Annotated in this window: 25 protein-coding genes; 12 read left to right on the forward strand and 13 right to left on the reverse strand. The window is 58.2% G+C overall.

The annotated features are described in order from the left end of the window. Position 1 precedes the first annotated feature (1 nt). Positions 2-955, reverse strand: coding sequence for a metal ABC transporter solute-binding protein, Zn/Mn family (locus ACR0EN_RS09095; RefSeq protein WP_170626785.1), 954 nt, complete (start codon positions 953-955; stop codon positions 2-4). 199 nt (positions 956-1,154) lie between these two features. On the opposite strand from ACR0EN_RS09095, the gene deoC reads away from it, so the two are divergent. Genes deoC through ACR0EN_RS09110 form a run of 3 tightly spaced genes read left to right on the forward strand, consistent with a single transcriptional unit; the run spans position 1,155 to position 5,339 of the window. Continuing rightward, positions 1,155-2,153 carry a deoxyribose-phosphate aldolase gene (gene deoC, locus ACR0EN_RS09100; RefSeq protein WP_170394626.1) on the forward strand — a complete coding sequence of 333 codons (999 nt, stop codon included), beginning with the start codon at positions 1,155-1,157 and terminating at the stop codon, positions 2,151-2,153. Positions 2,154-2,164: 11 nt separating this feature from the next. After that, positions 2,165-4,498: an aldehyde dehydrogenase family protein gene (locus ACR0EN_RS09105; protein ID WP_480586326.1), complete on the forward strand. Its 2,334-nt coding sequence runs from the start codon at positions 2,165-2,167 to the stop codon at positions 4,496-4,498. 25 nt (positions 4,499-4,523) lie between these two features. Further along, positions 4,524-5,339 carry an SDR family oxidoreductase gene (locus ACR0EN_RS09110; protein WP_170613309.1) on the forward strand — a complete coding sequence of 272 codons (816 nt, stop codon included), beginning with the start codon at positions 4,524-4,526 and terminating at the stop codon, positions 5,337-5,339. A gap of 69 nt (positions 5,340-5,408) precedes the next feature. Here the strand turns inward: ACR0EN_RS09110 and ACR0EN_RS09115 are convergent, their stop codons facing one another. The 8 genes from ACR0EN_RS09115 to ACR0EN_RS09150 form a co-directional block, all read right to left on the reverse strand. Then, complete coding sequence (locus tag ACR0EN_RS09115) at positions 5,409-5,573, reverse strand: hypothetical protein (protein ID WP_170566978.1); 165 nt, start codon at positions 5,571-5,573, stop codon at positions 5,409-5,411. Positions 5,574-5,865: 292 nt separating this feature from the next. After that, a complete protein-coding gene (locus tag ACR0EN_RS09120) occupies positions 5,866-7,170 on the reverse strand; it encodes a M16 family metallopeptidase (RefSeq protein WP_170613311.1) in 1,305 nt (434 codons plus the stop codon). Then, positions 7,167-8,507, reverse strand: coding sequence for a M16 family metallopeptidase (locus ACR0EN_RS09125; protein ID WP_170513933.1), 1,341 nt, complete (start codon positions 8,505-8,507; stop codon positions 7,167-7,169). Before ACR0EN_RS09125 ends, ACR0EN_RS09120 begins: the two co-directional genes overlap by 4 nt. A gap of 85 nt (positions 8,508-8,592) precedes the next feature. Then, entirely contained in the window at positions 8,593-9,108 is a 516-nt protein-coding gene (locus ACR0EN_RS09130) for a DUF3035 domain-containing protein (protein ID WP_170566971.1), read from the reverse strand. A 50-nt stretch (positions 9,109-9,158) separates the two neighbouring features. Next, complete coding sequence (gene lspA, locus ACR0EN_RS09135; protein ID WP_480586330.1) at positions 9,159-9,629, reverse strand: signal peptidase II; 471 nt, start codon at positions 9,627-9,629, stop codon at positions 9,159-9,161. Further along, positions 9,629-11,218: a bifunctional phosphoribosylaminoimidazolecarboxamide formyltransferase/IMP cyclohydrolase gene (gene purH / locus ACR0EN_RS09140; protein ID WP_480586333.1), complete on the reverse strand. Its 1,590-nt coding sequence runs from the start codon at positions 11,216-11,218 to the stop codon at positions 9,629-9,631. The genes lspA and purH overlap by 1 nt, the downstream gene beginning before the upstream one ends. Positions 11,219-11,240: 22 nt before the next feature. Further along, positions 11,241-12,980, reverse strand: a complete 1,740-nt coding sequence (locus ACR0EN_RS09145; protein ID WP_170566965.1) for a heparinase II/III domain-containing protein — start codon at positions 12,978-12,980, stop codon at positions 11,241-11,243. An 88-nt stretch (positions 12,981-13,068) separates the two neighbouring features. After that, positions 13,069-14,328, reverse strand: a complete 1,260-nt coding sequence (locus ACR0EN_RS09150) for an RsmB/NOP family class I SAM-dependent RNA methyltransferase (protein WP_170426173.1) — start codon at positions 14,326-14,328, stop codon at positions 13,069-13,071. A gap of 90 nt (positions 14,329-14,418) precedes the next feature. Between ACR0EN_RS09150 and ACR0EN_RS09155 the strand changes: the two genes are divergently transcribed. Further along, on the forward strand, positions 14,419-14,601 hold the full coding sequence (locus ACR0EN_RS09155; protein ID WP_170394659.1) for a DUF1674 domain-containing protein: 183 nt from the start codon (positions 14,419-14,421) through the stop codon (positions 14,599-14,601). Here ACR0EN_RS09155 and ACR0EN_RS09160 read toward each other — a convergent pair whose 3' ends face one another. Next, entirely contained in the window at positions 14,602-15,462 is an 861-nt protein-coding gene (locus ACR0EN_RS09160; protein ID WP_170513952.1) for a LysR family transcriptional regulator, read from the reverse strand. It lies immediately after the preceding gene. Between the two features lie 99 nt (positions 15,463-15,561). On the opposite strand from ACR0EN_RS09160, the gene tmpA reads away from it, so the two are divergent. Both tmpA and tmpB read left to right on the forward strand, forming a co-directional pair. Further along, positions 15,562-16,698, forward strand: a complete 1,137-nt coding sequence (tmpA, locus tag ACR0EN_RS09165) for a 2-trimethylaminoethylphosphonate dioxygenase (protein ID WP_170819211.1) — start codon at positions 15,562-15,564, stop codon at positions 16,696-16,698. Continuing rightward, the gene (gene tmpB, locus ACR0EN_RS09170) at positions 16,695-17,285 is read left to right on the forward strand and encodes a (R)-1-hydroxy-2-trimethylaminoethylphosphonate oxygenase (RefSeq protein ID WP_170819210.1); all 591 of its coding nucleotides are present in this window, start codon (positions 16,695-16,697) and stop codon (positions 17,283-17,285) included. The genes tmpA and tmpB overlap by 4 nt, the downstream gene beginning before the upstream one ends. Positions 17,286-17,357: 72 nt before the next feature. Here the strand turns inward: tmpB and dapB are convergent, their stop codons facing one another. Further along, on the reverse strand, positions 17,358-18,167 hold the full coding sequence (gene dapB, locus ACR0EN_RS09175) for a 4-hydroxy-tetrahydrodipicolinate reductase (RefSeq protein WP_170626775.1): 810 nt from the start codon (positions 18,165-18,167) through the stop codon (positions 17,358-17,360). A gap of 90 nt (positions 18,168-18,257) precedes the next feature. Here dapB and rbfA point away from each other — a divergent pair, with 90 nt between their 5' ends. The 3 genes from rbfA to truB are packed head-to-tail and all read left to right on the forward strand — an operon-like array spanning position 18,258 to position 20,353. Then, positions 18,258-18,653: a 30S ribosome-binding factor RbfA gene (gene rbfA, locus ACR0EN_RS09180; protein ID WP_170394676.1), complete on the forward strand. Its 396-nt coding sequence runs from the start codon at positions 18,258-18,260 to the stop codon at positions 18,651-18,653. 14 nt (positions 18,654-18,667) lie between these two features. Further along, complete coding sequence (locus ACR0EN_RS09185; protein ID WP_480586478.1) at positions 18,668-19,390, forward strand: phosphodiester glycosidase family protein; 723 nt, start codon at positions 18,668-18,670, stop codon at positions 19,388-19,390. A gap of 54 nt (positions 19,391-19,444) precedes the next feature. Then, a complete protein-coding gene (gene truB, locus ACR0EN_RS09190) occupies positions 19,445-20,353 on the forward strand; it encodes a tRNA pseudouridine(55) synthase TruB (RefSeq protein WP_170394679.1) in 909 nt (302 codons plus the stop codon). A gap of 7 nt (positions 20,354-20,360) precedes the next feature. Here truB and ACR0EN_RS09195 read toward each other — a convergent pair whose 3' ends face one another. Beyond that, positions 20,361-21,809: a pyridoxal phosphate-dependent decarboxylase family protein gene (locus ACR0EN_RS09195; RefSeq protein ID WP_480586339.1), complete on the reverse strand. Its 1,449-nt coding sequence runs from the start codon at positions 21,807-21,809 to the stop codon at positions 20,361-20,363. A 107-nt stretch (positions 21,810-21,916) separates the two neighbouring features. Here ACR0EN_RS09195 and ACR0EN_RS09200 point away from each other — a divergent pair, with 107 nt between their 5' ends. From ACR0EN_RS09200 to rpsO, 3 genes are all read left to right on the forward strand, one after another. Continuing rightward, a complete protein-coding gene (locus ACR0EN_RS09200) occupies positions 21,917-22,420 on the forward strand; it encodes a DUF1643 domain-containing protein (protein WP_170513974.1) in 504 nt (167 codons plus the stop codon). A 96-nt stretch (positions 22,421-22,516) separates the two neighbouring features. After that, a complete protein-coding gene (locus ACR0EN_RS09205) occupies positions 22,517-23,551 on the forward strand; it encodes a calcium-binding protein (RefSeq protein WP_480586342.1) in 1,035 nt (344 codons plus the stop codon). 143 nt (positions 23,552-23,694) lie between these two features. Beyond that, positions 23,695-23,964: a 30S ribosomal protein S15 gene (rpsO, locus tag ACR0EN_RS09210; protein WP_050605082.1), complete on the forward strand. Its 270-nt coding sequence runs from the start codon at positions 23,695-23,697 to the stop codon at positions 23,962-23,964. Between the two features lie 386 nt (positions 23,965-24,350). On the opposite strand, the gene ACR0EN_RS09215 is transcribed toward rpsO, so the two are convergent. Further along, a complete protein-coding gene (locus tag ACR0EN_RS09215; protein WP_170408500.1) occupies positions 24,351-25,598 on the reverse strand; it encodes an MFS transporter in 1,248 nt (415 codons plus the stop codon). Positions 25,599-25,853 lie beyond the last annotated feature (255 nt).

Consider the following 25,853-nt stretch of genomic DNA (forward strand, 5'->3'; position numbering starts at 1 on the left):
TTTAGAACCCCGCCGACAGTTTGCCGTTCATGCCACGTTCGGGAACATCCGCGCCCAGCGCGCTGGCAATCACGGTAATGTTGTGATCAAGCATGCCAATATAAGTACCCTCATATGTGCCCGGCTCGCCCATCGCGTCGGAATAAAGCTCTCCGCCGACACCCACTTTGTGACCTTCGGCCGAAGCACCCTCGATCAAGGCACGCATGGATCGATCTGAAACGGAACTCTCCACAAACACGGCGTTCAGCTGACGCTCTACCAGAGTTTCGACCAACTCACCGATCCGGTTCAACCCTGCCTCGGATTGGGTCGAGATGCCCTGAATACCCAGCACCTCATAGCCATATTCATCACCGAAATAGCCAAATGCATCATGCGCAGTCACCAGCACGCGGTTGTTTTCGGGAACGGCCGCCAAAACCTGCTTGCCATAGGCGGCCAGCAGATCGATCTCGGCCAGAAAAGCTTGTGCGTTGGCTGCGAACTCATCTGCCGCTTCGGGTCGGGCTTCGGTCAGAGCTTCCTGCACTGCGATCACGACATCGCGCCACAGAACCGGGCTCATCCAGACGTGCGGGTCAAATTTGTCAGCGTAGTCGTCATGGGCGCGCAGTTTCGATGTGTCGATGCCATCCGCCACGGCAACCACTGTCCGCTTGCGGCCCAGATCGTCAAAGAAACCTTCCATCTGAGCCTCTAGATAGAGGCCGTGCCACAGCACCAGATCAGCGCGGGTCATCGCAACAATATCGGTGCGGGTCTGGCGATAGGCGTGCGGGTCGACACCGGGTCCCATCAAGCCCTTCACGTCGACCTGTTCACCGCCGACCTGGCGCGCAGCATCTGCAATCATGCCGGTGGTGGCGACGACTTTCAGTGGCGCTTGAGCGATTGCGGCGACGGGCCACACAAACACGAGAGCCAATGCCGTAAGTAGCGATCGACGAATCATTTCAGACTCCGAACGGTTATCCTGTTAAGTCAAAATATGAGAACCATTCGCAACTAAGTCAATGCAAATGCGAATTACTCGCAAGAAAGCGACTATATTTGTCCATTTGGTCAAAAATTTGCCCTTTACGACGCTGGCACACCTTCCCTTTCGCTGCGACCCATGCGATTTTGACGCGAACCTCCAAAAGGACGGAATAATGGAAACGCAGAGCTCAGAAAGCACCGTGCGCACCCCGCATCTGCCGCAAGTGACCGAGCCCCGGAACCCAGGAATGGATCTGGATCTGGATTGGGTGCGGGCCGTGCAGGCCAACACTTCGGCCATCGAGCGACGCGCAGCGACGCTGCCCGGTCGGCGGTCGGTGAAAAAAGAATACCAGGCCGCATGGCTGCTCAAAGCGATCACAATGATCGACCTGACCACTCTGTCGGGCGATGACACGGTTGGGCGGGTTCGTCGCCTGTGCGCAAAGGCTCGTCAACCTGTCGCGTCTTCAGTTCTGCAGGCGCTGGACATGCCGCCGATCACAACCGGAGCGGTGTGTGTCTACCATGACATGATCGAAACGGCTGTGGACGCATTGGAAGGCACTGGTATTCCGGTTGCGGCGGTATCCACTGGCTTCCCGGCCGGGCTCTCTCCGTTTCATCTGCGTGTGGCAGAGATCGAAGAAAGCGTGAAGGCCGGAGCCGAGGAGATCGACATCGTCATCTCGCGCCGTCATGTGCTGTCTGGCGACTGGCAGGCCCTGTATGATGAGATGAAGGCCTTCCGCGTCGCCTGCGGCGATGCACATGTCAAAGCCATTTTGGCGACCGGAGAGCTGGGCAGCCTGCGCAACGTCGCCCGTGCCTCGCTGGTGTGCATGATGGCAGGGGCAGACTTCATCAAGACCTCGACCGGCAAAGAAAGCGTCAACGCCACCTTGCCTGTGTCGTTGGTAATGATCCGAGCCATTCGCGACTATTATGACCGCACCGGCTATCGCGTAGGCTACAAGCCTGCGGGTGGGATTTCGAAAGCCAAGGATGCGTTGGTCTATCTGTCGCTGATCAAGGACGAGCTGGGCGACCGCTGGCTGGAGCCGGATCTGTTTCGCTTTGGTGCCTCATCATTGCTGGGCGACATTGAGCGGCAGTTGGAACACTATGTCACCGGCGCATACTCCGCCGGTTACCGTCACTCCATGGGCTGAGGACAAAAACAATGACAGTCAAAGAGATTTTCGAGACCATGGACTACGGCCCTGCCCCCGAAAGCGCAGCCGAGGCACTGGCATGGCTGGTCGATCAGGGCGACAAGTTCGGCCACTACATCGATGGCGCGTTTACCAAACCCGGCAAAGGATTCGACAGCCGCAACCCAGCAACCGGAGAGGTTCTGGCCAAGCTGACACAAGCCAAACAGGCTGACGTAGACGCCGCCGTTTCTGCAGCGCGCAAAGCGCAGCCGAAATGGGAGAAGCTGGGCGGTGCCGGTCGTGCGCGCTACCTCTACGCGATTGCGCGCCTGCTGCAGAAGCACTCGCGTTTGTTTGCTGTGCTCGAAAGCCTCGACAACGGTAAGCCGATCCGAGAATCCCGCGACATCGACATCCCCCTGGCACAGCGGCATTTCTACTATCACGCCGGCATGGCGCAGTTGATGGAAAGCGAATTGCCAGATGCCGAAGCACTGGGTGTTTGCGGCCAGATCATCCCGTGGAACTTCCCGCTGCTGATGCTGGCGTGGAAGATCGCGCCTGCAATCGCAATGGGCAACACGGTGGTTCTGAAGCCGGCCGAGTACACCTCGCTGACCGCGCTGCTGTTTGCCGACATCTGCATGCAGGCCGGGTTGCCGAAAGGCGTGGTCAACATCGTCACAGGTGATGGTGCCGTTGGTGAGATGATTGTGTCTTCGGACGTCGACAAAATCGCCTTTACCGGCTCGACCGTCGTGGGCCGTCGCATCCGTGAAGCGACCGCTGGCTCTGGCAAAGAACTGACGTTGGAACTGGGCGGCAAGTCCGCCTACATCGTCTTTGACGACGCCGATATTGATTCAGCGATCGAAGGCTTGGTCGACGCGATCTGGTTCAACCAGGGCCAGGTCTGCTGTGCGGGCTCGCGCCTTCTGGTGCAGGAGGGTATCGCTGATCGCTTCCACGACAAATTGCGTGCCCGTATGGACAAGCTGCGCATCGGCGATCCGCTGGACAAGTGCATCGACGTGGGTGCGGTTGTGGACCCCGTGCAGTTACAGACCATCAAGGGCATGGTCGAAAGCAACACGGTTGGGCATGTTCATCAGGCGGCCTGTGAGCTGCCCTCGAATGGCTGCTACTATCCACCAACGCTGATCACTGGGCTCGAAACCTCCGATCCGCTGATGCAGGAAGAAATCTTTGGCCCGGTTCTGGTTTCTTCGACCTTCCGCACCCCGGAAGAAGCGGTCGAGTTGGCCAACAACACCCGCTACGGGCTGGCCGCGACTGTTTGGACCGAGAACGTGAACCTCGCGCTGGATATCGCGCCCAAGCTGGTTGCGGGCGTGGTCTGGGTGAACGCAACTAACCTGTTCGACGCTGCTGCCGGGTTCGGCGGTGTACGCGAAAGCGGCTTTGGCCGTGAAGGCGGTTGGGAAGGGCTGACGGCTTATACCAAGCCCAAAGCCAAGGCCAAACCGCTGACGAAGATTGAGGCGGCAATGGGCGAAGGCGCTCCAGTCGATCCTATTGACCGCACCGCCAAGATGTATGTCGGCGGTAAGCAGGCGCGGCCCGATGGCGGCTATTCGAAACCCGTCTGGGGCAAATCCGGCCTACTTGGCCATGTGGGTCTGGCCAACCGTAAGGACGTGCGCAACGCGGTTGAGGCTGCAGCGGGTGCAAAAGGCTGGTCCAAGACCACCGGCCATCTGCGGGCTCAGATCCTGTATTACATCGGTGAAAACCTCTCGGCACGTGCGGGCGAGTTCGCTGCTCGTATTGATGCGATGATCGGTAAGAAAGACGGCGCGAAAGAGGTTGAGGCCTCGATCCAGCGACTGTTCACCGCCGCCGCTTGGGCGGACAAGTATGATGGTCAAGTACATGGTGTTCCGATCCGGGGCGTCGCCATTGCCATGAAAGAGCCGGTTGGCGTGATCGGCACCCTGTGTGCGGATGAAGCACCCCTGTTGGGTCTAGTTTCGGCCATGGCGCCAGCGATTGCGATGGGCAACCGGGTGGTTCTGGCGGCAAGTGAGCCCTACCCGCTGGCAGCAACGGATTTTTACCAGATCCTAGAAACCTCGGACGTGCCAGCCGGTGTGGTCAACATCCTGACCGGCAGCCACGCAGAGCTGGTAAAGCCGCTGGCCTCGCATCTGAACGTGGATGCGGTCTGGTCGTTCTCATCGACCGACGTGTCTAAAGATATCGAGGTCGTCTCGGCCGGAAATCTGAAGCGGACTTGGGTCAATAACGCGACGGCATTTGACTGGAGCGTGGACCATTCGCGCCGCTTCCTGCAGGCTGCGACCGAAGTGAAAAACATCTGGGTGCCCTACGGAGAGTAAGGCCCCCGTACCACCGGAGGCCTAAATGGATTTTTCAAGTAAGACCGTCATCGTCATTGGTGGCACCAGCGGTATCAATCGCGGCATTGCCGAGGCCTTTGCGGCCTCGGGTGCTAATCTGGCTGTCGCCAGCCGGTCGCAGGAAAAGGTCGATGATACCGTGGCTGCGTTGAAAGCAGCAGGCGCATCCGACGCGATCGGCGCGGCGTTCGACGTTCGCAATCCAGAGGCCGTAGCCGAAGGCCTTAAGCAATTCCACGACGCTTTTGGAGATTTCGATGTCCTGATTTCTGGTGCTGCCGGCAACTTCCCAGCGCTGGCATCTGAAATGTCGGTCAATGCATTCAAGGCGGTCATAGATATCGATCTGATGGGCACGATCCACGTCATGAAAGGGGCCTACCCCTATCTCAAACGTCCCGGTGCCAGCATTATCAACATTTCGGCCCCGCAATCCTATCTGCCTTACGAAGGGCAGGCCCATGTTTGCGCCGCCAAGGCGGGCGTTGATCAGATCACCCGAACCCTTTCAATGGAATGGGGCGTCGAAGGGATTCGCGTGAATTCGGTTGTTCCGGGTTTTATCGAAGGAACCGAAGGCGCAAAACGGCTGGCCCCTACCGAAAACGCCCATGAAGAGCTGCGTCGGGACGTCCCGCTGGGTCGCTGGGGTCAACCTCAGGATGTGGCAAATGCCTGCCTGTTCCTTAGCTCTGATATGGCGAGCTATATCAGCGGAACAGTCATGGCCGTTGACGGGGCTTTGTATCAGCGCGGCTCGGGCAAGTTTGGCCAGATGATGGGTCAGATGCTGCGCGCAGCGAAAAAGGACCAAGCTTAGGTGAGAACACAGGGATCCGATTGGTGGCAAACTTTTCAGTCGCTGGGCTTTATTTCCAACCTACCAAATTCAAGAGCTTCTGAAATAGATACCCGCTGCTAACAAAAGCGATGTCAGCGTACCGGCCACCACGTAGAGTGCAAAAGCGCTGAGCAGAGATTGACCGACAATCAAAGCGGCAGCAAAGGTTAACAACCCTGCAAGTATTCCCAATCCCATTATCGCAACTATCATGGTGCCGCTATCCGTCCCAAGCCTCGTCTCAGGAGATGTTGATCTTCTGAACCCCATCTCCGTTCCCGACTAACATAGAATTCTCGACATTTCTGGCCAAAGTATGGCCAAGGCGAGTTAACGATTACTTAAGGCGGAGAATCGCCGATCTTCTGTCTGGCGCTGCGCCCTGCAAGAGGTCACAAACTCGTTGCTTTCGCCAGTGGTTCGCATCACCCACTGCCGTCAATTCCAAGAAAAATTATTCAATAACAACGAATAATTCTGTTCGGCAGCGGGTAGATGGACGACGTCAGCCGTCCACCCCTTCCGGTTTGCCGACGATGGTGAAATGCAGACCCTCGGGGTCCAGCAGTTCAGACGCCACCCGGTTCACATCCTCCAAGGTCACTGCATTCACCTTGTCGTTGCGAGTCGCAATGTAGTCGATAGGCAAATCTTCCATCTGCATCCCGACCATGATTCCGGCAATCTGGCCATTGCCGTCAAAACGCAGCGGATAGGCCCCGGTCAGATAGGTCTTGGCGTCATCCAATTCTTTCTGCGTCACACCTTCCGCAGCCGCGCGCGCCCATTCCTGTCGGATCACTTCGACCGCTTCGGCGATACGGTCATTGGCAGATGAGACCGAGCCCAGATACACCGACGCCAGATCCTTGGGCACCAGATAGGTCGCCACGCCGTAGGTCAGGCCACGTTTCTCACGTACTTCCTGCATCAGGCGACTTTCGAATCCGCCGCCGCCCAGAATGTGATTCAGGATATAGGCCGCAAAGAAATCGGGATCGTCGCGATCAATGCCACTTTGCCCGAACAGGGCGACGGATTGCGGAGTGTTGAAGTCCACCACGCTGACACCGCCGTCAATGGTGACCTTCGCCTTGTCTGGAATGGGTTTCCCGGTTGCTGGCAGATCCAACAGCAATTCGTCCAACAGTACCCCCAGCTCTTCTGCTGTGATGTCGCCGACAGCCCCGACGTACAGTCTGTCCTTGGCAAAGACATTGTCGTAGGCAGCGACGATGTCGTCGCGGGTCAGGCTTGAAACGCTTTCAATCGTACCTTTACCGTCCGACGCATATGGATGATCCCCATATGCCATTTCAGCAAAGCTGCGTCCGGCGATATCGCTTGGATCAGTCTGGTCGGACTTCAGACCCGAAATCACCTGAGCGCGCACCCGATCGATCGCATCCTCATCGAAACGCGGTTCATGAATTGTGGTCTGCAGCAAATCAATCACTTCATCCCGGTTCTCAGTCAGGAACCGCGCCGAAATGGAGACCGTATCATCTGTTGCCCTGTAGCTGAAGGACGCAGCCAGAGATTCAAGTTCGCGTGCATAGGTGCGGGCATCCATGTCGCCGGCGCCTTCCTCAATCAGGCCGCTCATCAGATAGACCGCGCCGCGTTTATCGGGATCATCCAGCGACGTTCCTCCACGAAACCGCAGTTCCAGCGCGGTGAAGGGGATCGAATGATCTTGGACCAGCCAAGCGGTAATACCACCGGGCGAGGTTACCTCTTTGATCTTAATCTCGGCCCAGGCGGGAAGGGCAATGATCAGCGCAATCAGCGTTGCGGCAAACCGTTTCATTGTGTCACCTCATCGTCACGCATCAGCCAGCCAGTGACCGAGGTTTCAGGTTGCAGCACTTCACGGGCAGCCGCGATGATCTCGTCACCCGTCACAGCCTGCAGGATGTCGGGCCAGGCCTGCACATCCTCGACCGTCAACCCGCTGGTCAACGCACGACCATAGCGGTTTCCAATACCGTCCACGTTATCGCGCGCATAGGTCTGCGCGGCGCGGAGCTGCATCTTAATGCGCTCCAGGTCTTCATCCTTGACACCTTCCGCGATGAAATCCGCAACGGCCTGATCCATGGCATCCTCCGCATCCTGAAGCGAAACGCCCTCAGCCGGCACAACAATCAGATCAAAGGTCGTGTCATCCAATGAGACCCCCTTGTAGAACGCACCGGTATAGACCACCTTCTGCTGCTCAAATTGCAGCTTTTCATTCAGATATGAGGTTGTGCTTCCTCCCAGCAATTCCGCCAAAAGGAACAGGGCGGCGGCCTTCTCCTGCTCACCGGCGTCCCGTTCAGGGGCCAGATAGCTGCGCTGCACGTAGGGTTGTGCGACACGCGCATCCTTGAAGGTCAGGCGACGTTCGGCAGTCTGGGGTGGTTCTTGCGAGCGTACCCGCTCGGGCAAATCAGGGTTGGCTGGGATAACACCGTAGTACTGATCGGCCAACGCCCTGACTTCGTCGGGGTCAACATCTCCGGTGACGACCAATATGGCGTTATTGGGTGCATAATGGGTCTGGTAGAAGGACAGGGCGTCGTCCATATCCAACGCCTCCATCTCGTGGCGCCAGCCGATAATCGGCGCTCCGTAACGGTGGTTCAAATATTGCGCTGCATTCATCTGTTCTCCGAACAGAGCGCGTGGATTGTTTTCGGTCCGCTGATTACGCTCTTCCAGAACCACGTCGCGTTCGGTGATGATATCATTCTCGGTCAGGCGGATGTTGCGCATACGATCTGCCTCCATCCGCATCATCAGTTCCAGCCGGTCAGCGGCGACACGCTGAAAATAGGCGGTGTAGTCGTAAGAAGTGAAAGCGTTGTCATTGCCGCCATTGGCCGCGACAGTGGCTGACAACTCGCCCGCTTCCATTGTGTCGGTGGCTTTGAACAGCAGATGTTCCAGGAAATGTGCAACGCCAGAGGATCCGATCGGTTCATCGGCGGATCCGGCCCGGTACCAGACCATATGCTGCACAACAGGAGCGCGATGATCCTCGACCACTACGACGTCCATGCCGTTTTCCAGCGTAAATGTGGTGACAGCCTCTTGCCCCTCTTTCGCGAACAAGGGGGTGGCGGCGATCAGGGCAGCCGACAATGCCAGGGCCCGAACCATGGGGCATCCTCCGTTTCATTTCTGATATTCAAACTACGGTGGTGCCGCCGGGGTTCAAGGCCAATGACGGAAAGTTAAGAAGAATTCATTCCAGCGGCGGGGCCGACGGCGTTTCGATCCCACGACGACGCGCCGCTTCATTGGTCGCGTTCGCATCGATTGACTGACGTTCATAGACCTGCGAGTACCGATCAACCGGGAACAGGCGCAGGCGGGTCCAGCGACCGCGATTTTTGCGGAAAGCCGCATCCTCTTCGGCCGTTATCTGGCGCGTATTGGCAGGAACGCCATATCTGCTTGAGGCCGTCACAAGCGCGGCATCGCTGGCCGGTATTGAGGTATTCGGGTTCAGCGCTGCCTCACTACCACCCAGCGCCACAACGGCGTCCGCTTTGGGGTTAGGATCGGTCAGGTTTGCACCGCCGGGAGTCGGCGCTGGAAGAAAGGCGTAGTCCTTGGGCTGGGTCAGCGGCTTGACGGGCAATACCGAAAATTCATCCGGCCCCGCTCCGGGCGGATCAAGATTGCGCAAACCAATATCGGAACAGCCCGCAACGACAACGGCGAGTGTCAGAACAAGTATGGCGCGTGGCATACGCATCAGTGTCTCCAGCCAGTTTCAGGCGCTTTTATCGCATATCGTCCGGCAGGTCACGAGGGCTTTTTGCCATCGAACAGGACCAATCCCAAAGCTCCCGCAAATATGAACACATCCGCCAGATTGAACACAAAAGGGTTGCTGATCCCGCAGCAGGACATGTTCAAAAAGTCCAGAACATAGCCGTAAAGCACCCGGTCCACGACATTTCCCAGCGCCCCGCCGATCAGAAGACCGCCGCAGAATTGTTGAAGCTTCGTAGGAGCGATGCGGCCCAGCCAGATCAGGACGCCCAGGCAGATCGCCACGGAAAGCCCGATCAGCACCCAGCGGGCGGCGTCACCGTCGCCCTGAAATAGGCCAAAATTGATGCCGCGATTCTCGCCGTATCTGAAAACCAGAAGCGGTGGCAGCACGTCGATATCGCCCTGCGCTACGCGCATTACGCGAACGACCAGATACTTACTGATCTGGTCGATCAAAAACGCCGCCAATCCGGCCCATAGGATGAACGAACCGCGCATCAGTGACGGAAATGCCGCATGCCGGTGAAGACCATGGCCAGACCGGCCTCATCCGCCGCCGCGATCACTTCATCATCACGCATCGAACCGCCGGGCTGAATAACGCATGTCGCGCCTGCCTCGGCGGCCTCCATGAGCCCATCGGGGAAGGGGAAGAATGCATCAGAAGCTACGGCCGAACCGATGGTCAGCGGCTGGGGCAAGCCCAGCGCATCAGCCATACGCTCGGCTTTCTTTGCCGCGATCAGTGCCGAGTCAACGCGGCTCATCTGCCCCGCGCCGACACCCACGGTCGCGCCGTCTTTGACATAGACGATGGCGTTGGATTTGACATGTTTCGCCACTTTCCACGCGAACAGCAGGTCGCGCATCTGCTCCTCAGATGGCGCTTTTTTGGTGACCACCTTCAAGTCACCCATACCAACAAAGCCGTTATCCTTGTCCTGTACCAGCAGGCCACCTGCCACCTGTCGCACAGTTTTACCACCGGCGGTCACATCCGGTAGAGCTTCGGTCGTCAGCAGGCGCAGGTTCTTCTTGGCGGCGAAGATCGCCTTGGCCTCGTCTGACGCCCCTGGAGCGATCACAACCTCGGTGAAAATCCCCGTGATCTCCTGCGCGGTTTCCGCGTCCAGCGGTTGATTCAACGCCACGATACCGCCAAATGCCGACGTCCTGTCGCAGTCGAACGCGGCTTTATAGGCCTCAAGCAGCGTCGCACCTTTCGCTACACCACACGGATTGGCATGCTTGATAATCGCACAAGCTGCCCCTTCGACCGGGTCGAACTCAGCGACCAACTCAAAGGCGGCATCGGTATCGTTGATGTTGTTATAGCTCAGTTCCTTGCCCTGATGCTGTACCGCCGTCGCCACGCCCGGACGACCCGAGCCATCTACATAGAACGCTGCCGACTGGTGGCTATTCTCGCCATATCGTAAGGTCTGTTTCAGCTCACCGGCAAAGGCGCGGCGTTTGGGCGCCTCAAGCTCCAGCGCATCGGCCATCCAGTTGGACACGGCTGTGTCATAGGCGGCAGTGCGGGCATAGGCCTTTTGCGCCAGCCACTGACGGAAGCCCAGAGAAGTCTTACCGTAATTCTCTTCCAGCTGATCCAGCAGCGACGAGTAGTCTTCGACATCCACAACCACGTTCACAAAAGCATGGTTCTTCGATGCGGCACGGATCATGGCTGGGCCACCGATATCGATGTTCTCGATGCATTCATCGTAGGCAGCGCCCTTGGCCACGGTCGCTTCAAATGGGTAGAGATTTACCACAAGCAGATCGATTGCGCCGATACCATGTTCGTTCATCGCGGCGACATGGGTGTCATTATCGCGCAGAGCCAGCAGCCCGCCATGGACCATCGGGTGCAGCGTTTTGACCCGGCCATCCATCATCTCGGGGAAGCCGGTGATCTCGCTGACATCTTTCACCTCCAACCCCGCATCGCGTAGCGCCTTCGCGGTACCGCCGGTCGAAAGCAGTTCAACCCCGCGTTCGGCCAACGCCGTTCCCAGCTCGATCAGCCCGGTTTTGTCGGAAACGGAAAGCAACGCGCGGCGCACGGGGTGAAGGTCGGTCATGGGTCCAAAGGTCCTTTTGGCGTCAGTCGAAAACGGGCTCGTCCCGGTGCGTATCCCGCACTGCATAGGCTGTATCCTGAGCCTTGCTGAGCGTCCACCGGATGCGCGTCGCATACTCCATTGCGCGCCCAGATAGAACGATCTGTTTTGTCGCGCGTGGCTTCAAACGGCCTTTTTCAAGGTAAACGCTTGGTTCAACTGACAACTTTCCAACGCCATCATGGCGGAAAACCCATATCTCACCGCTTTTGAGCGCCATCGACACCGCAGCGCCACCCAGATCAAGTGCCGCATCAACGTCAGGATGCAGGTGAAACCGGATGTCAAAGGCTATCCCCTGCAGACCTGCCCCGTCCATCGCGCGATCGAACTGCCGTTTGGCTTTGTCGGTTGCGGTCAGCAGAATATCCTCGCCCACCAGCTCACGCCCGTCAAAGCGCAGTTCAAGCGTGCGGGCATGGGTCAGGCCAAACACTTTGGCGTAGCCGTCATGTCCCACCATAAAGCGGGTGCCTTCGAATGCATCCTCGAAATCCACGGGCACATCCTGCGGGCCATCCACCAATGCTTCCTGCGACGACCCATTTGCGCCTTCTGCAAGCCGGGCGCTGGAATACCCTTCGACGCATAGGGTCGAATGCGACGGGGTCGCGCGCCCTGCCCTGCGCCATTCCTGCCCAAAACTGCCACCTGATCCACAGTTCACGATCAGAGGACGGCGGCCTGAGGTCAGCTCAAATGCAAGCGAGGATGCATGGGCGTTGAACGACGCAGCACCTTTGGGAGGCGCACTGGCATCCACCAGAACCGTGGTTCTCGAGGCGGCCAATCGTGCATAACCCATTGACAGGTCCGAATGCTGCTGCGGCTTGACACCGCTTTGCGCCAGTGCCTGATCCAGCCGCCCTTCAAGCCCACGCCCGCCCCCGTGAAATCTGGCCAGAGATCCATCTGCATGACGCAGATTTCGCAGAGTAGGTGCAATGCGCTTGATCGCCCCGGTCTGAGAGGCAGGCGTGCCTCGGCCAACTTCACCAAGTGCAGCAGAGGTCCAGGCCAGCAGAGTGAAGACCTCCAGCAATTCCTCAGGGTTGCGGGTGAGAATGCCGCCCTCGGCATCGATCTGGCGGTCGCATTCCCGGGCCAGTGCGCGCAATGCGGGATCAGCCAGTTGCTCCAACCCCTCCAGGGCCAAACCAGCCTGAACCAGCCCTGCGAGCGCTTCGAATCTCGGCAATCCTGGTGTTGCTGCTGTCCAGCGTTTGGAAAGAAACCATGTTTGTTGTGCCAAGGAGCGGAAGAAAGCTCTGCTTTGCGCCTCATCAGCGCCGCGTAGCAGAAATTGCGCGTGGTTGATCCAGCGCATCACCCGGCGCCCGGTCAGGTCCGGCGCCCAGCCGGGCCCCTTCCCGCGCCCATGTGCGGTGATCCAGCCCCAGACCCATCGCTGCGCCTTTTCACGGGCGCGCATATCGCCGACGGCTGCCAGATCATCCAGCCAGATGAAACCGTGGCGTTCATCATCAAAATCCGGACTGGGCGCAGCAACATCCCAGAGATCGGTGTCATCCGCCTCGACCAGATATCCAGCGAAAAGGAGATTCCCGGCCACCAGTTGTCGCCCGCGTGCAAACGAACCGACGGTGCGCGGCTCAGGCTGGCTGACGAATCCCGAAACCGCCTTCCGCCTTTGGCTCAGGCGCGCGTAAAGGCGGTTCTGAAACCGCATCCAGCGATTGGCCATTGTGTCCGATTCTGACATGACGCTTGCGACTCTGCCCCTTGCGCTCTGCGGGCGCTTGAACACACGATAGACCGGTCCGCGCGTCAAGTCATCGAAAAGCGTCGCCTCAAGCGGATTTGTTCAGACAGGCGATATAGAACCCGTCCATGCCACCCTTGTCCGCCCAGAAATCCGGGCGCAAACGCAAGCCACCTTCTTCTGTAATCCAGTCTGGTTCAACGCCCGCAATCTCAAGCGCCGCACGGTCAATCTGCATATCCGGGTATTGATCCAGCGCCTCTTCGATCTGCACCTCTCCTTCGTCCGGCAACAAGGAACAGGTGCAATATACCAATCGGCCTCCGGGTTTGAGCAGGGTCCAGGCATGGGCCAGCATCCGGGCCTGTAGTTCGATCAATCCCCCGAATTCCGAACCATCCTTGGCGAAGGGTAAATCAGGATGGCGGCGAATCGTGCCCGTGGCCGAACACGGCGCGTCGAGCAGGATGGCATCATACTGGCCCTGATGGTCCAGCGCATCACCAGCGATCACCTTGGCCTTCAAACCTGTCCGTTTCAGGTTCTCGCGCACCCGCTCCAACCGTGTTTCGGAGATATCCAGCGCCGTGACCTCTGCCGCTACCACAGCCAATTGCAACGTCTTGCCACCGGGCGCGGCGCAAAGGTCCAACACCTTTTCCCCGGCTTTCGGGGCCAGCACGCGCACAGGCAGCGCCGCTGCCGCATCCTGAACCCACCAGTTTCCACGCTTGTAGCCCGGCAAAGCCGACACCTGCCCCGCATCCTGCAAACGGACTGAGCCGGTGGGCAGGGCTTCTCCGCCCGGCGCCTCGGCGCCCGGTTTCAGCGTCACGTCCAGCGGTGCACCATTGAAATGGGCCTGTTCCATACCCTTTACTGCGTCATCGCCCCACGCCATGATCAGAGGATCGCGCAGCCAGTCGGGCAGACGGGGCACGCGCATCTTGGGCCAAGCATCCGGTCCATCGGCGGCAATCTTGCGCAAGACTGCATTCACCAACCCCTTGAGCCGCCCATGCTTGCGCGAGCGTCCCACGATCTCGACCATCGAATTGACCACGCCATGCGCGGCCTCGCCCTGACACAACTCGACCGTTCCAAGCCGCAGCGCGTTATGCACCGTTAGCGCCGGTGTCTGCCGCAAGTGATCGGCCAACAGCCGGTCGGCACGCTCAAGCCCGCGTAGGGTTTCAATCGTCAGACGCTGCGCGCGCGCGCGATCCTCGGGTACCAGACGATCCAATGCTCCGGCCGCCAGACATTCAGGTAACAGCCGCCCCTCGCCCAATATCTGATCCAGCAGATAGATTGCACTGCGCCGCGCAGCGGTTGCAGAGTTTGACATGATGCTGAGTGCCTCTCGTGACCTTTGCCGCATTGCCTTAGGCGGACGAGGGCGTATATCAAGGCCCTGAACAGAAAGGAACCCGATGTCATGAGTGACGAGCGCAAAGACCTGCCCCCCGCCGCTCAGCGCGCATTGGCCGAGGCTGAGGAACGTCGCAAAAAGGCCGAAGCGGAAGCCAAGGCGCAGCCCAAGGAACTGGGTGGGCGCGACGGTCCCGATCCGGCACGCTATGGTGATTGGGAAAAAAAGGGCATCGCCATCGATTTCTGATCAGGCCCCGCCCCGCAGCGCTTGCAGAAAGTCGTCTATCAACGCCCTTTGCCGCTTCGATCTTGCCCGATCCTCGGGCCAAGTCAGCCAATAGCCATCCTTTGTCCTAAGCTCAGGCATATCCAGTCTGTATAACTGACCAGTCTTGATGCTGCCCGATGCCAGAGGGATTGAACCCAAGGCGATCCCCATGCCCTGACGCGCCGCCGTGATCGCATGACCCACCGAGTCGAAACTGATCCGGCCAGCCGGTAATTCATCAACCCCCGCAACCTGCGCCCAGTCCTTCCAGCCGGGGCGTTCTCCGCGCAAATCAATCAGCGGCGCACCCCAGTTGATGCCGGATGCGGCCATCGGTGCCAGCACTTCGGGCGCAATAAGCTTTGCCTTTCGTCCAGGCCAGACACCTCTGCCATAGCGGATCTGCAGCCAGGTACGTTCTTCCTCCAGCGAGGCGCGGCGGGCCATCGAATCTGTCATTACACGCACATTTGGCTGCGCCTCAAGGAACGTGGGCAAGGCTGGCAGAACCAGCGCGTGGATATGCGACGAAAGTCCCGCGACCCGAAGCTCGCGCGGAGTTTTGCCGAACAGATCCTCGGTATTGCGTTCCAGTGCTTGCAGACTGTCCTGCACCAATGGCAGATAGCTTTCGCCTTCGATGGTCAGCGAAACACCGCGGGCTTCGCGCACAAACAATGACCGGCCCAGCCACGCCTCAAGATTGCCTATCCGTTGACTGACCGCCGCCTGCGTCAAACCAAATTCGCGCGCGGCAGCAGAAAAACCGCCCAATCGCCCGGCGGCTTCGAACACGCGCAGCCAGTCCAAAGGAGGTAAACCGATCTGCTTCTTAGCCATAAGTATTTCCAGCCCTCAGTGGCAATAAGGTTTAATTGTAGTAATGCCACGGAGCGCGTATCTCCTCAAGCAAAGTCCGCGCCGAATAGGAGAGACCCCATGCTGCGCTCAGCCACTTTCGACCCATCTGTGGTCACTATCGCGTTTTCCGATAGTACCCAGGCCCGCTTCCACGCCATTTGGCTGCGCGACAATGCGCTGGACCCCGAGACCCGCGCCCCCGGCAACGGGCAGCGCCTGATCACAATCGGCGATATCCCCTCCGATATCTCGATCAGCGCTGCCGAGATCCGAAATGGCGATCTGAGCGTTACGTTCCAGCCCGAAAACAAATCCGTGATGTTCCCTGCCGATTGGCTAGCCGATCACGTTTATGACCGCGAACAGGCGCAAGAAGTTGGCCGCACCGCATCCGACGTCACCACATGGGAGCGTGGTATCAGCGCCCCCAGCGGTGACTGGGAAAGGGTGCACACCGACCCTGAGGCCAAGCGCAGCTGGCTGGCTGCCGTCGCGGAGTACGGCTTTGCCAAGCTGACAGGTGGCCCAACCGAGCCGGAATCGCTGCTGAAAGTGGCCGATCTGTTCGGCTACGTGCGCCAGACAAATTACGGCCCCTATTTCGAGGTTCGGACCGAGGTGAACCCGACCAACCTCGCCTATACTGGGTTGGGGTTGCAGGCCCATACCGACAACCCTTATCGCGACCCGGTGCCGACACTGCAAATCCTCTACTGCCTTGAGAACTCGGCCGAAGGCGGCGATTCCATCGTTGTCGATGGTTTCCGCGCGGCTGAGCGACTGCGCGATCTGAACCCCGAGGGCTTCGCCTTGCTTGCAGGCTATCCGGCACGGTTCGAGTATAAAGGTTCGGACGGGGTCTGTTTGCGGTCACGTCGCCCGATGATCGAGCTTTCCCCCGATGGCGAGTTGATCGGCATTCGCTTCAACAACCGCTCGTCTGCGCCGTTCGTGGATGTACCCTTTGACAAGATGGAAGCCTACTATGCAGCCTATCGCCAGCTGGGCGAGATCATTGACGATCCCGCCATGGGCGTGTCTTTCAAGCTGGAACCGGGCGAAAGCTTCATCGTCGACAACACACGCGTAATGCATGCACGGCTGGGCTATTCCGGGGCCGGGTCTCGCTGGTTGCAGGGATGCTATGCTGACAAAGATGGGCTGCTTTCGACACTGGCCGCCATGCAGATGACACAACCGGAGGCGGCGGAATGAAACCCGATTTCTCGACCTTAAACCGGGACAATATCGTTGCCTTTATCAGCGACATCTTCGATCGTCGGGGGGGTGAGGAATATCTGGGGGAACCCGTCACCATGGCCCAGCACATGCTGCAGGGTGCCACGATTGCGGAACGGAACGGGCAGTCCGAAGAAATTATCGTCGGTGCGCTGTTGCACGACATTGGCCATTTTACGTCGGAATTCGGCACTTACCATCCGGACGATACCGAGGACCGGCATCATGAAGATGCAGGTGCCGAGGTGTTGGAGCAGTTCTTTCCGTCGGTCATCACCGATTGCTGCCGGTACCACGTGGCAGCCAAGCGGTATCTCTGCGCCACCAAGCCGGAGTATTTCAATCGCCTGTCCGCAGCCTCGGTCCATACGCTGGAACTGCAGGGTGGTCCGATGAGTGCCAAGGAGATCGCCGAGTTCGAGGCAAATCCGAACCTGAAAGAGATCATTCAGGTCCGTTATCTGGACGAAGCGGGAAAACGCGCTGATATGGAGACCCCGGATTTCGCCCATTTCGCACCGATGGTACAACGGATGGTCGACCGGCACATTCAGGCGAGCTGAGACAGCTTTCATCCGCCCGATCGATAGAGCCAAGAAAATTCGTCGAATTTTCTTGGCTCTTGATCCTGAAGCCTACAGCCCCAGAACATCCACCATGTCATACTGGCCCGGCGCCTTGCCTTGACCCCACAACGCGGCTTTGAGCGCCCCACGGGCAAAGATCGCACGGTCAGTAGCCAGATGGCGCAACACGATACGCTCACCGGGTGCCGCGAACAGGACATCGTGTTCGCCGACAATGTCTCCGCCACGAATCGCGTGGAAGCCGATATCGCCGCGTTTTCGCGCACCGGTAATACCGTCGCGGCCCCGATCGGCCACATCCGCCAACTTGACACCGCGCCCTTCTGCGGCAGCTTCGCCCAGCATCAAAGCCGTGCCTGAAGGCGCATCGACCTTGTGATGGTGATGCCCCTCGATGACCTCGATATCGAAATCCTCATCTAGCGCGGCGGCAACCTTTTTGGTGAGCTGCACCAACAGATTGACCCCAAGGCTCATATTCCCGGCCCGCACAATCACAGCATGGCGCGCGGCAGGTTCCAGCGCGGCGATCTGTTCGTCACTCATGCCGGTAGTGCCAATTACGTGAACGCACCGCGCCTGCGCGGCCAGTGCGGCAAATTCCAGTGTCGCTTCGGGCGCAGTAAAGTCGATGACGGCCTGCGCCTGTGCAAATGCCTCCAGCGGATCGTCAGTAACGGTAACACCGATCGCCTGCCCGCCCATTGCCTGACCCACATCCTGACCGATCCAGTCATGACCCTTACGCTCGACCACACCGACCAGACGCGCCTGATCGCTCTCAGACACGGTCTTGATCAGCATCTGCCCCATACGGCCCGAAGCCCCTGTGATAACGATCCCCGGAATATGGGTCATTGCGCTGGTCCTTTCTAAAGTCGGCTCAAAGCCTCCTACCCGGTTCGCGCCCGCTTGGCAAAGCCCCGCTTTGGGCTTAGATCGGGGGGCATGGCAAAGAACAAATTCCACGATGGCCCCGGCCCTTCCCAACGACAGCTGCGCGTCGGCGAACTGATCCGCCGCACCCTGTCCGAGGTTCTGGCGCGCGGAGATGTCCACGACCCCGACCTGAACCGTATGTCGATCACCGTGGGTGAGGTGCGCACCTCGCCCGATCTGAAGATCGCCACCGCCTATGTGCTGCCCCTGGGCGGCAAGGGGCAGGAAGACGTGATTGACCTGCTGGCCCGCAACAAGGGCGAGCTGCGGCGCGTAATCGGCAAGAAGCTGAACCTAAAATTCTCGCCCGATCTGCGGTTCCGTCTGGATGACACGTTTGATCGACTGGACGACACCCGCCGTATGTTTAATCAGGACGCGGTACGCCGCGATCTGGACGAGTGATCCGTACCCTTGTCATGCTGTGTGCTGTCCTTTGGGCCGCGCAAGTCTCTGCAGTCACCTGCGAGAAGCTGACTCATGAGGACAAGCAATATACGGTTTGCGAGGTGGATACCTCGGAAGATTTGCGCCTGTTTCTGAACGATGAAAATGGCGATCTGCTGGGTCATTTCTCTTCGGTGAATGAGGCGTTGGAGCCTCAGGGGAAAAGGCTCGTCTTTGCGATGAATGCGGGCATGTACCATGACGACCGCTCGCCCGTCGGCCACTATGTCGAAGAAGGGCAAGAGCAGATGCGCGTGATACCGAATGCCGGACCCGGCAATTTCGGCCTGCTGCCCAACGGTGTGTTCTGCATCCGTGAAAACCGTACCGATGTGTTCGAGACTTTGGATTTCGTCGATCAGGCGCCGCAGTGCCGCTTTGCGACACAATCGGGCCCCATGCTGGTGATCAACGGAGAGTTGCACCCTCGCTTTCTGCCGGATTCAACCTCGCGCTACACCCGAAACGGAGTGGGCACCAGCGCCGATGGCACGCGTGCGGTGTTTGCGATCTCGGACGATTACGTCACTTTCCACGAATTCGGCAGCCTATTCCGCGATGTATTGAAAACACCGAATGCGCTGTTTCTAGATGGCAACGTTTCCCGCATGTATGATCGCGCCAGCAACCGGTCGGATATCGGGTTTTCGCTGGGACCCATCGTGGGTGTCGTCGAGGACGTTCCGGCAAATTGACAGCATCGAAACGATCCGCTAACTCGCGCGCCTCAGCAAGACTCAAGGTGTAGAATGGGACGCAAACGCAAGGGCCGCGACATTTCCGGTTGGCTGGTGGTGGACAAGCCCGCTGGCATGACTTCGACCGCGGTGGTCAACAAGGTGCGTTGGGCGATGGACGCCAAGAAAGCCGGCCATGCGGGCACGCTGGACCCCGAGGCGACCGGCGTTCTGGCCGTTGCGCTGGGTGAGGCAACCAAGACCGTCCCCTACATCACCGATGCGCTGAAGGCCTACACCTTCACCGTGCGGCTGGGGCAGGCCACCAACACCGATGATGCCGAGGGCGAAGTCATCGCTGAAAGCATTGCGCGCCCCTCGGATGAGGATATCAAACAAGCGCTCGGCCCGTTTCTGGGCGATATCAAACAGGTGCCGCCCAAGTTCTCGGCCGTGAAAATCGACGGTCAACGCGCCTATAAGCTGGCCCGAGATGGCGAGGATGTAGAACTGACCGCCCGCCCTCTTTGGGTAGAGGAACTGGTGCTGATCGACCGCCCCGACGAAGACCACGTCGTGCTGGAGATGACCTGTGGCAAAGGTGGCTATGTCCGTTCCATTGCGCGTGATCTGGGTGAGGCGCTCGGCTGCCACGGCCACGTGAAAAAACTGCGCCGCATCTGGTCCGGCCCGTTTGAGGCCGAGGATGGCCTGACCATCGAACAGATCGACGAAATGGCCAAAACCACCGCACTGGATAATTATCTGCATCCGCTGGAAACCGGCTTATCGGACCTACCCGAGCTGAAATGCACCTCTGAAGGAGCCACCCGTCTGCGGAATGGCAATCCGGGCATGGTGCTGGCCTCTGACGTAGAATACGGCGACGAGGCCTGGGCCTCGCTGGATGGCAAGGCCGTGGCCGTAGGAATTTACAAGTCGGGCGAATTGCACCCAAGCCGCGTCTTTGCCGCCAACTGATGACTGTTCAGGCGGCGATACGCAATTTGTGACCCAGTCGAAGTATCTCGGACACCAGTAGATCCAGATCCTGCTTTTGCGTGCGGTGATTGTTGACCGCCACCCGTAGGCAATGCGCCCCCTGAACCGTTGTATCCGATAAAACCGCTGTGCCTTCCTCTTGCAGGCACAACATGATTTCGCTGTTAATCGCACGCAGAGTTTCGGGGCTGAGACCGCCCGGGTCATAGCGGAAACAAACGATGTTTATATTGGTGGGGAACATCAAGGTGAGGTCATCCTCTGCCTCGATCAGCGAAGTCAGATAACGCGCCTTTTCGATATCCTGATCAATGAGCCTGCCGAATTTCTGAACGCCGTGCTCCTTCAAGGACATCCAGACCTTGAGCGCTCGAAACCCACGCGAAGTCTGAATGCCGTAATCGTGCAAAAACGCCGCCCCGGCGACGCCTCGGGATTGCGGTTCCAGGTATTCCGGGGTCAGAGTAAATGTCGCGTGGTGGGCATCATGGCTTCGCACCAATGCGCAACCCACTTCGAAAGGCGCATGTAACCATTTGTGTGGGTCGAGCGCGACGGAATCCGCGCGTTCGATGCCGGACACGCGCCAACTGTTATCATGGGCGATTGCAATTAACGCACCGATACAGCCGTCAACATGAAACCACAGGCCTTCCTCGCGGCAGAAATCGGCAATCGCCGACAAGTCGTCGATGGCGCCTGTGTTCACGGTTCCGGCGGTGGCAATCACACAAGCGGGTTTAAGGCCGTCTGCGCGATCCTGCGCGACCATGCCGGCAAGCGCTTCAAGATCCATCGTCAAATCGTCTTGCGTAGGAATACGCCGCAGCGCCTTGTTGCCCAGGCCCAGTGTTTCGAGCGACTTTTGGTGACAACTGTGCATCTGATCCGATCCGTAATACCGCATCGGCTTATCCATGGCGGCGATGCCCTCTTCGCGCATGTCGATCCCGGATTTGACGTTGCGGGCCACCGTCAGCCCGATCAAGTTTGCCACGCTGCCGCCGCTGACCAATGTCCCACTGGCCCCCTCCGGCAGACCGATCATCTCGCGTAGCCAGTCGACGACTTGTCGGTCGATCAGGGCTGCCGCATGATTCCCACCCCCAAGGTTCGAACCCTGAACCGCAGCCAGAAAATCTGCCATCGCGCCTGTGAAATTGCTCGCGCCCATATACCAGCCCCAAAACCGGGGATGGATATTACCCATCGGATACTGCATGACCTGAGATTGGACATCATCCATCAAATCACCCAACGGCATACCCTGCTGAGGTGCAGGCGTTTCGAACCCGTTGCGTATCGCAGTCGGCATATCTTTCCATATCGACCTATCACGCACATCACGCGTATGATCCAACGCCATATCCAACATCTCATGTGCTAATTTGCGGGTCTGCTCCCAATCCGCCGGATCCAATGTCTCGAATGTCATGTCTTCCCCCCAGAATAAGCCGTTCAAATGAAGGCAGGTATAGCACAAGTTAAGGATCAGGACATCGCCCCTTGTAAACGGGCCTAATTCCAGCCAAACCCGACTGCATGATCACCCGTTCTCACACCAAGGGCGACGCGCCCTCGACTGCCATCTACTCCGATTGCGAAAAATACCGCTATAGCCTGACCCGTATCTGGAACCCGGCGGGCCGCAAGGCGTTGTTTGTGATGCTGAATCCGTCGACGGCGACCGAGGTGCAGAACGACCCCACGGTGGAACGTTGCGAGCGTCGCGCACGCACACTGGGTTTCGGAGCTTTTCAGGTCACCAATATCTTTGCCTGGCGCGACACTGATCCGCGCAAGATGCGAGCATCTGCAGATCCGGTGGGGCCTGAGAATGACGCAGCCATCCTAGACGGCGTGGAATGGGCGGATCAGGTCATCGCCGCCTGGGGCACCCATGGCGCACATCTGGAACGCGGCCCCGCAGTTGAGGACTTGCTGCGCGGCACGGGCCAGCCCTTGTTCCACCTTGGGCTGACCAAGGACGGGCATCCGAAGCATCCTCTCTACATTGCGTACACTCAGCAGCCCGAACCCTGGTGATAAAGGGTTAACCACGCTCTCAGCTTCGCTTTGACCAAGCCATTGTTTGCATGAGATGTTTTACACTCGGAGCCATTGTGCTTGCGGAGGGTAGATATGTTTCTGATCGGATTATTCGGAATGGCCGCCATGGGTGGTGCCGCCTACGCAATCAGCGACGTACTTGTGCCAGAAGACAAAGGCGATGACGAGGATGAAGACGATCGCATCGAGGAAACGGCCGACGACGACCTGTCGGAAGGCAATTTGCTTGACGCGGACGAGAATGTCGACGAGCCCAGCTCTGCCGAGGAAACCGACTCTGACACTGGTGAGATTGTGTCCGAGTATGAAGGCGATCTGGTCATTGCGGGCGATGAGGATGCGGATGTTCTGACCGGGCAGGAAGGCAACGATCAGATCAACGGATATGGCGGGGACGACTGGATCGACGGCGGCGCTGGCAACGACGTGTTGTATGGCGGTGGTGGCGGGGACGTCCTGTTTGGCAACCTCGGGAATGATGTGCTCCATGGTGAATATGGTGACGACGCGCTGGACGGAATGTCAGGAAATGACGACCTGTATGGTCATTTCGGAACAGATGATCTGAGCGGCGGTGATGGGAATGACCGGCTTTTTGGTGGTCAGGGCGATGACACGTTAAGCGGCGACGACGGCGACGACACGCTACAAGGCGGAGATGGCGACGACTACCTTGTTGGGGGTGCCGGTGAAGACGCCCTGTTTGGCGGAGATGGTGATGACATCTTGTCCGGAGAAGATGGTCCGGACGAGCCTGCGCGCGACTTCCTAAACGGGGGCTCTGGGGACGACGTCATTCTTGCCGAAGACGGCGATGTGGTCACAGGTGGAGAGGGTGAGGACGAGATCGTTGTGCAGTCCGACCCCGAGCAGGAAGCCACGACAATCATGGATTTCCAGATCGGTCACGACAAGCTTCTTATCACCTGGGACAACCCGGAAGAACCGGAATTGACGATCGAACAGGACAGTGAAAACAACAGCTTGACCCATGTTCGGGTCAATGGCGAAGACGTCGCTCAGCTTTTTGGCGCAGAGGGTCTGACTGTTGAAGATATTCAGTTTGTGACCGAAGCCCAGTTGGAGCAGTACGCCTTCACTAGTTGAGCCTGCAGAATCCCTTTGCCATTTGCGGTGAATGCGCCTATACGCGCCCATCCGCATCGGAATCGGTGCGGTTTTCTCCATGGGCCTGTGCTGGACGACATCCCGGCCTGCGCCATCAACTCTAACCTTTAAAGGAGACCCCGATGTCGATTACTGCCGCTGATAAAGCACGCGTCATGAAAGAATTCGCAACCAAGGACGGCGACACTGGTTCGCCTGAAGTCCAGGTTGCTATCCTGACCTCGCGCATCAACACCCTGACCGAGCACTTCAAAACCCACAAGAAAGACAACCACGGTCGTCGTGGTCTGCTGAAGATGGTTGCTCAGCGCCGTAAGCTGCTGGACTATCTGAAGGGCAAAGAAGAAGCACGCTATCAGGACCTGATCAAAAAGCTGGGCATCCGCCGCTAAACGCGTTTTGTTCATGTTGTACAGGCGCTGAGGCCCTGTTCGTACAAATTGTACATCTTGTACGCCCGCCATTTGGTGGGCGTATTTGTTTTGGTCACTGTCTAATCTAGTGAACTGTGCGGCGCGCGAATTTCCCGCCATGTTCATGAGAGACGGCACACACATACCTGCGGCCCAAACCTTACCGCTACGCAAAGAAGCGCAAACTTTTTTAACTTCCTGTGAACCACTTCACTGAACGCGGTCAAAGATTGCGCCATTCTGAGGATGTTAGTGAGTAGGCGCTTCTTTTGTTTCGAGCGTCAGGTTTTTCATAGTCCTCCCTTTTTTACTGGGCGTGCCTGTAGCGGGCGCGCCCATTTTCGTTCGGGACACACTGATGAAACCTACTTGCCTTTGGTATCAAGCGCCTGAACGCCGGGATGGCGAAACAGTTTCGCCATCGCAATCAATGCCAGTACACCGCAGATGACCGCGAGCACGAAAGGCATCCGCAAATTGATAGCCATGAGGGACCCGCTGAGGGCCGTAATGGTCCCGGAGCCCAACGCGTAGATGGCGACTGTCACACCCATGACCCAACCTTGCTCGGTTGGGCCGACGCTCGCGGAAAACAACGAAAGCATGGTCGGGTACATGATCGCGAACGCGATGGTTATCGGAACAATCAGGACATAGGTCAGATCGGCCATGGGGTTCAGCATGAAGGCCAATATCCCAAGTGCCATCGCTGCAATGGAGACATACAGAATCGGAAACTTTTTGTACCGCTCGTGCAGCGGCGCGGTGAGGTAGGCACTGCCAAAGGCCATGGAGCCTCCGAACACGGCGAGGGCCATGCTGTTTTGAAGCGTACTGAACTTGAACCGGGTCAGCAGATACGTGTCGATGAAGAAGAAAAACGCATTCAGGCACATCAGCGAGAACAACATGACGACCGAAAGCCGCAAAACGACCGGGTGCGAGAAGACTTTCCACAAGTTCAAAACAACATCTAAAAGCCCGAAGTCAATTTTTTGTCTTTTGAAACCGGGTTCGGAGAAGAAGAACAGAATCAGCGCCATGTTGATCAGGATCAGGGCAATGGCGACGTAGAAAGGCAGTTCCAGTGACGCAAATGATCCCATCAGGTTTTGGTCGCTGAGCAATCCTGAAATCAGTGGCCCCCCGAGCAGGCCCAGCGCGGATGCCGCAACAATCATCCCGAGGTTTTTTGATTTCTCCTGATCGTCATGGCTGATGTCGATCAATGCGGCCTGCGCAATGGGTTGATTGGCCGTCGTAAACCCGGAAATGGCGCGCCCCAAAAGTAACAGCCAATAGCTGGACGTCATGATCGCGGCCACAGTCAGAACATAGCCGATCAGGGCACCGGTAAGGCAGATCATGATGCCTGTTTTACGCCCGATATAGTCCGACAACTTGGCGATGAAGGCCGCCCCGAAAAAGTAGAACAGAAAGAAGACGACAATCAGAATCGTATAGTCGAGCTGGCGGATATTCGTCGCTGTTCCATGTGCGAGGAAAGCCTGGTGTGGATCCAGCAGGATCGTGTTGAAAATCGGCACGATCAATCCAAAACCCATCACGTCAATGAAAACGACCAGCAACAGAGACAATCGTGAAAGGTTCATAACAGCATCCTCATTACGGTCCCGGAATAATCCAATTTCAAAACGTCGAGGGGGCCGGCCACATCACAAGAAACACGCGCTGCGCCAAGATTTGCCCGGAGTCAGGGTATGGGCTCTTTTGTTTTCTGTCCAATTTGGCGTGGCGACGGGCGGTATCCGGGGCGCTGACCTTGGGTTTCGAATAGTGACGCCGCGTCGCGAAAGCCGGGCCCTAGGTTAGAAGGTTGACGTAAGCGTAAGCAGTGCCGTGATTTT

This window comes from Ruegeria sp. AB7, from assembly GCF_056542625.1.

What these genes read in the sequence shown, in the direction of transcription:
- ACR0EN_RS09095 (WP_170626785.1), bottom strand. Translation starts at nt 955, where the DNA reads ATGATTCGTCGATCGCTACTTACGGCATTGGCTCTCGTGTTTGTGTGG.
- deoC (WP_170394626.1), top strand. Translation starts at nt 1,155, where the DNA reads ATGGAAACGCAGAGCTCAGAAAGCACCGTGCGCACCCCGCATCTGCCG.
- ACR0EN_RS09105 (WP_480586326.1), top strand. Translation starts at nt 2,165, where the DNA reads ATGACAGTCAAAGAGATTTTCGAGACCATGGACTACGGCCCTGCCCCC.
- ACR0EN_RS09110 (WP_170613309.1), top strand. Translation starts at nt 4,524, where the DNA reads ATGGATTTTTCAAGTAAGACCGTCATCGTCATTGGTGGCACCAGCGGT.
- ACR0EN_RS09115 (WP_170566978.1), bottom strand. Translation starts at nt 5,573, where the DNA reads ATGATAGTTGCGATAATGGGATTGGGAATACTTGCAGGGTTGTTAACC.
- ACR0EN_RS09120 (WP_170613311.1), bottom strand. Translation starts at nt 7,170, where the DNA reads ATGAAACGGTTTGCCGCAACGCTGATTGCGCTGATCATTGCCCTTCCC.
- ACR0EN_RS09125 (WP_170513933.1), bottom strand. Translation starts at nt 8,507, where the DNA reads ATGGTTCGGGCCCTGGCATTGTCGGCTGCCCTGATCGCCGCCACCCCC.
- ACR0EN_RS09130 (WP_170566971.1), bottom strand. Translation starts at nt 9,108, where the DNA reads ATGCGTATGCCACGCGCCATACTTGTTCTGACACTCGCCGTTGTCGTT.
- lspA (WP_480586330.1), bottom strand. Translation starts at nt 9,629, where the DNA reads ATGCGCGGTTCGTTCATCCTATGGGCCGGATTGGCGGCGTTTTTGATC.
- purH (WP_480586333.1), bottom strand. Translation starts at nt 11,218, where the DNA reads ATGACCGACCTTCACCCCGTGCGCCGCGCGTTGCTTTCCGTTTCCGAC.
- ACR0EN_RS09145 (WP_170566965.1), bottom strand. Translation starts at nt 12,980, where the DNA reads ATGTCAGAATCGGACACAATGGCCAATCGCTGGATGCGGTTTCAGAAC.
- ACR0EN_RS09150 (WP_170426173.1), bottom strand. Translation starts at nt 14,328, where the DNA reads ATGTCAAACTCTGCAACCGCTGCGCGGCGCAGTGCAATCTATCTGCTG.
- ACR0EN_RS09155 (WP_170394659.1), top strand. Translation starts at nt 14,419, where the DNA reads ATGAGTGACGAGCGCAAAGACCTGCCCCCCGCCGCTCAGCGCGCATTG.
- ACR0EN_RS09160 (WP_170513952.1), bottom strand. Translation starts at nt 15,462, where the DNA reads ATGGCTAAGAAGCAGATCGGTTTACCTCCTTTGGACTGGCTGCGCGTG.
- tmpA (WP_170819211.1), top strand. Translation starts at nt 15,562, where the DNA reads ATGCTGCGCTCAGCCACTTTCGACCCATCTGTGGTCACTATCGCGTTT.
- tmpB (WP_170819210.1), top strand. Translation starts at nt 16,695, where the DNA reads ATGAAACCCGATTTCTCGACCTTAAACCGGGACAATATCGTTGCCTTT.
- dapB (WP_170626775.1), bottom strand. Translation starts at nt 18,167, where the DNA reads ATGACCCATATTCCGGGGATCGTTATCACAGGGGCTTCGGGCCGTATG.
- rbfA (WP_170394676.1), top strand. Translation starts at nt 18,258, where the DNA reads ATGGCAAAGAACAAATTCCACGATGGCCCCGGCCCTTCCCAACGACAG.
- ACR0EN_RS09185 (WP_480586478.1), top strand. Translation starts at nt 18,668, where the DNA reads ATGCTGTGTGCTGTCCTTTGGGCCGCGCAAGTCTCTGCAGTCACCTGC.
- truB (WP_170394679.1), top strand. Translation starts at nt 19,445, where the DNA reads ATGGGACGCAAACGCAAGGGCCGCGACATTTCCGGTTGGCTGGTGGTG.
- ACR0EN_RS09195 (WP_480586339.1), bottom strand. Translation starts at nt 21,809, where the DNA reads ATGACATTCGAGACATTGGATCCGGCGGATTGGGAGCAGACCCGCAAA.
- ACR0EN_RS09200 (WP_170513974.1), top strand. Translation starts at nt 21,917, where the DNA reads ATGATCACCCGTTCTCACACCAAGGGCGACGCGCCCTCGACTGCCATC.
- ACR0EN_RS09205 (WP_480586342.1), top strand. Translation starts at nt 22,517, where the DNA reads ATGTTTCTGATCGGATTATTCGGAATGGCCGCCATGGGTGGTGCCGCC.
- rpsO (WP_050605082.1), top strand. Translation starts at nt 23,695, where the DNA reads ATGTCGATTACTGCCGCTGATAAAGCACGCGTCATGAAAGAATTCGCA.
- ACR0EN_RS09215 (WP_170408500.1), bottom strand. Translation starts at nt 25,598, where the DNA reads ATGAACCTTTCACGATTGTCTCTGTTGCTGGTCGTTTTCATTGACGTG.